Raw genomic sequence first — 2,848 nt, 5'->3', positions numbered from 1 at the left:
CAGGTGCAGCATCTTGTGCTGGTGCACGATGCGCAGCCCGCGCAGCACCTCGTCGAAGAGCGAGCGGATGGTCGCCTCGCGCAGCACCTTCTTGCGCTGCCGGCCGCGCGCCGCCACGATGAACTCCTGCAGCGATGCGCCCTGCAGATAGTCCATGACCATGTAGACGGTCTCGTTTTCGCGGAAAAAATTGAGCACGCCCACCACCGCAGGGTGCGAGATCTGCGCCAGCGCCCGCCCTTCCTCGAAAAAACTGCGCAGGCCCAACCGGTAGAGGGCCTGCTTTTCGGGCGCCACGACCGGCAACAGCTCGCCGGGCGAGCGCAGCGCGAGCGACGCGGGCAGGTACTCCTTGATGGCGACTTCGTGCCCGTTGGCATCCAGCGCCAGATAGACCAGTCCGAAACCGCCGGCCGCCAGCAGGCGCACGATGCGGTAGCCGCCGATCACCGTGTCGGGCGGCAGAGGGGCCGGCTTGGTCTTTGACATAATCGGTGCATGAGCAAACCTTACGCCCAGGCGGCCGGCGCCGCCCTCGGGGCCGCCCTCTGCTAAAGGCCGATGTCAGTGTACAGCATGACCGGCTACGCCACGGGGCAATACACCCCCCCCGCGGCAGCCTCCGACCCCCGCACGCCCGGCGCCAGTGTGCTGGGGATGGAAATCCGCGCCGTCAACGGGCGCTTTCTGGACTTGTCGCTGCGCCTGCCCGAAGACCTGCGCGCGGCCGAGCCGGCCCTGCGCGAGCGCGTCGGTGCGCGCGTGCGCCGCGGCAAGGTGGAACTGCGGGCCTGGATCGAACAGCGCGGCGGCGGGGGCGTACACATGCCGTCGGCCGCCGAACTGCAGCGCCTGCTGGGCGCACAGGAACAGGTGCAGGCCTGGCTGCCGCAAGCGCGCGGCCTGTCGGTCGCCGAGGTGCTGCAACTCGCCCAGCGCAGCGCACCGGTGACCACCGAATGGGTGGAGCCCTTGCTGGCGCTGACCGATCGGGTGCTGGATGACTTCACCGCCGCACGTGAGCGCGAGGGCGCACGGCTGGTCGCCATGTTGCGCGACCGCGTGGCGCAACTGCGCGGACTGGCGGCGCAGGCCGAGCCGCTGGTGCCCCAGATCGTGGCGCAGCAGCGCGAGCGCTTTCTACAGCGCTTTCATGACGCGCTCGGGGCCACCCCGGCCGATCCCGCCGCCTTGCAGGAGCGCGCGCTGGCCGAGGCGGCGGCGTTTGCGATCCGGGTGGACGTCGCCGAGGAGCTGACGCGGCTGCAATCGCACCTGAGCGAGATCGACCGGCTGCTGCAGCGCGGCGGCGAAGTCGGCAAACGGCTGGATTTTCTGATCCAGGAACTGCACCGCGAAGCCAATACGCTGGGCTCCAAATCGGCCAGCCTGGAGCTCACGCGCCTGTCGGTGGACATGAAAGTGCTGATCGAGCAGATGCGCGAGCAGGTTCAAAACCTCGAATGACCCCCATGGAATACCCCGGCAACCTGTTCGTCGTGGCCGCCCCCAGCGGCACGGGCAAGTCCAGCCTCGTCAAAGCACTGCTGGAGGTGGACTCGCGCATGGAGCTGTCCGTCTCCCACACCACGCGCGCGCCGCGTGGGCAGGAGGTGCACGGCCGCGAGTACTTCTTCGTCAGCGACGAGGAGTTCGACCGCATGGTCGCCGCCAACGCGTTCGTCGAATGGGCACAGGTGCACAGCCGCCGCTATGGCACCTCGCGCAAAGCCATCGAGGACAAGATCGCCGCCGGCGCCGACATCGTCCTGGAGATCGACTACCAGGGGGCGCTGCAGATTCGGCGCCAGTTTGCCAATGCGGTGCTGATTTTCATCCTGCCGCCGAGCTGGGAGGAATTGCGCAACCGGCTGCTGCGACGCGGCGAGGACAGCGAGGACGTCATCGAACTGCGCCTGCGCAACGCCGCCGAGGAGATGGCGCACGTCGACGCATTCGACTACGTTATAATCAATGAGGTATTCGAGCGGGCATTGTTCGACCTCAAGACGATCACCCACTCGCAACGCCTGCGCGTCGCGGCCCAACGCAGGGCCCGCGCCGAAGTGTTCCAGGCGTTGGGCATCACCCGATAATCCCCTGTTTCAACGCTTTGCCGGAGGTTTCCATGGCACGCATCACCGTCGAGGATTGCCTGGAAAAAATCCCCAACCGCTTCCAGCTCGTGCTGGTTGCCACGTATCGCGCGCGCATGCTCAACCAAGGCCACGCGCCCAAGCTGGACACGCGCAACAAACCCGCCGTGACGGCCTTGCGCGAAGTCGCTGCCGGACTCGTCGGCCTGGAAATGCTGCGCAAGGTCCCGGTCTGAGTCGCGACCACGCCCATCTACCAAGGCGCCTACCGAAGGCGCCTTTTTTGTTTACATTAGCAGGGTGAGTGCCCACGCCGTGAGTCCTGCCGAGGCGACCGCCTACGGCACCCGTCCGCCTGCGCCGCCGCCCCAAGCCGCGGCCAGTGCGGCGGCGGCCAGCTTTGCTGCCCTCGAGTCGCGGCTGGACTACCTCAACGCGGCCGAAATCGATCTGGTGCGGCAGGCCTATCGCTTTGCCGATCAGGCCCATCTGGGCCAGATGCGCAAAAACGGCGACCCTTACATCACCCACCCGATTGCAGTGGCGCAGATCTGCACGGAGTGGAAGCTGGACGCCCAGGCCCTGTGCGCCGCCCTGCTGCACGACGTGCTGGAGGACTGCGGCGTCACCAAGGCGGAGCTGACGCAGCGCTTCGGCCCCGCGGTGGCCGAACTCGTCGATGGCCTGACCAAGCTGGACAAGCTGGAGTTCGACAGCCGCGAGCAGGGGCAGGCCGAATCCTTCCGCAAGAT

5 protein-coding genes are annotated in these 2,848 nt (G+C 67.3%); 4 read left to right on the top strand and 1 reads right to left on the bottom strand.

From position 1 onward, the window contains the following. A partial coding sequence (locus ACK4TH_RS11355) for a protein kinase domain-containing protein (RefSeq protein WP_409626556.1) occupies window positions 1-489 on the bottom strand: 489 nt, incomplete at its 3' end. A 72-nt stretch (window positions 490-561) separates the two neighbouring features. Here ACK4TH_RS11355 and ACK4TH_RS11350 point away from each other — a divergent pair. From ACK4TH_RS11350 to ACK4TH_RS11335, 4 genes are all read left to right on the top strand, one after another. Continuing rightward, window positions 562-1,467, top strand: coding sequence for a YicC/YloC family endoribonuclease (locus ACK4TH_RS11350; RefSeq protein ID WP_409626554.1), 906 nt, complete (start codon window positions 562-564; stop codon window positions 1,465-1,467). A gap of 5 nt (window positions 1,468-1,472) precedes the next feature. Further along, window positions 1,473-2,096 (top strand): guanylate kinase, encoded by a 624-nt coding sequence (gmk, locus tag ACK4TH_RS11345; RefSeq protein WP_409626552.1) that lies wholly within the window; start codon window positions 1,473-1,475, stop codon window positions 2,094-2,096. A gap of 32 nt (window positions 2,097-2,128) precedes the next feature. Then, complete coding sequence (gene rpoZ / locus ACK4TH_RS11340; RefSeq protein ID WP_409626549.1) at window positions 2,129-2,332, top strand: DNA-directed RNA polymerase subunit omega; 204 nt, start codon at window positions 2,129-2,131, stop codon at window positions 2,330-2,332. A 79-nt stretch (window positions 2,333-2,411) separates the two neighbouring features. Then, window positions 2,412-2,848 (top strand): HD domain-containing protein (locus ACK4TH_RS11335; protein WP_409626558.1); only part of this gene is annotated, 437 nt, incomplete at its 3' end.

Source organism: Tepidimonas sp. (assembly GCF_046292505.1).
Taxonomy (GTDB): Bacteria; Pseudomonadota; Gammaproteobacteria; order Burkholderiales; family Burkholderiaceae_C; genus Tepidimonas.
This window is presented reverse-complemented; position numbering and strand designations above follow the sequence as displayed.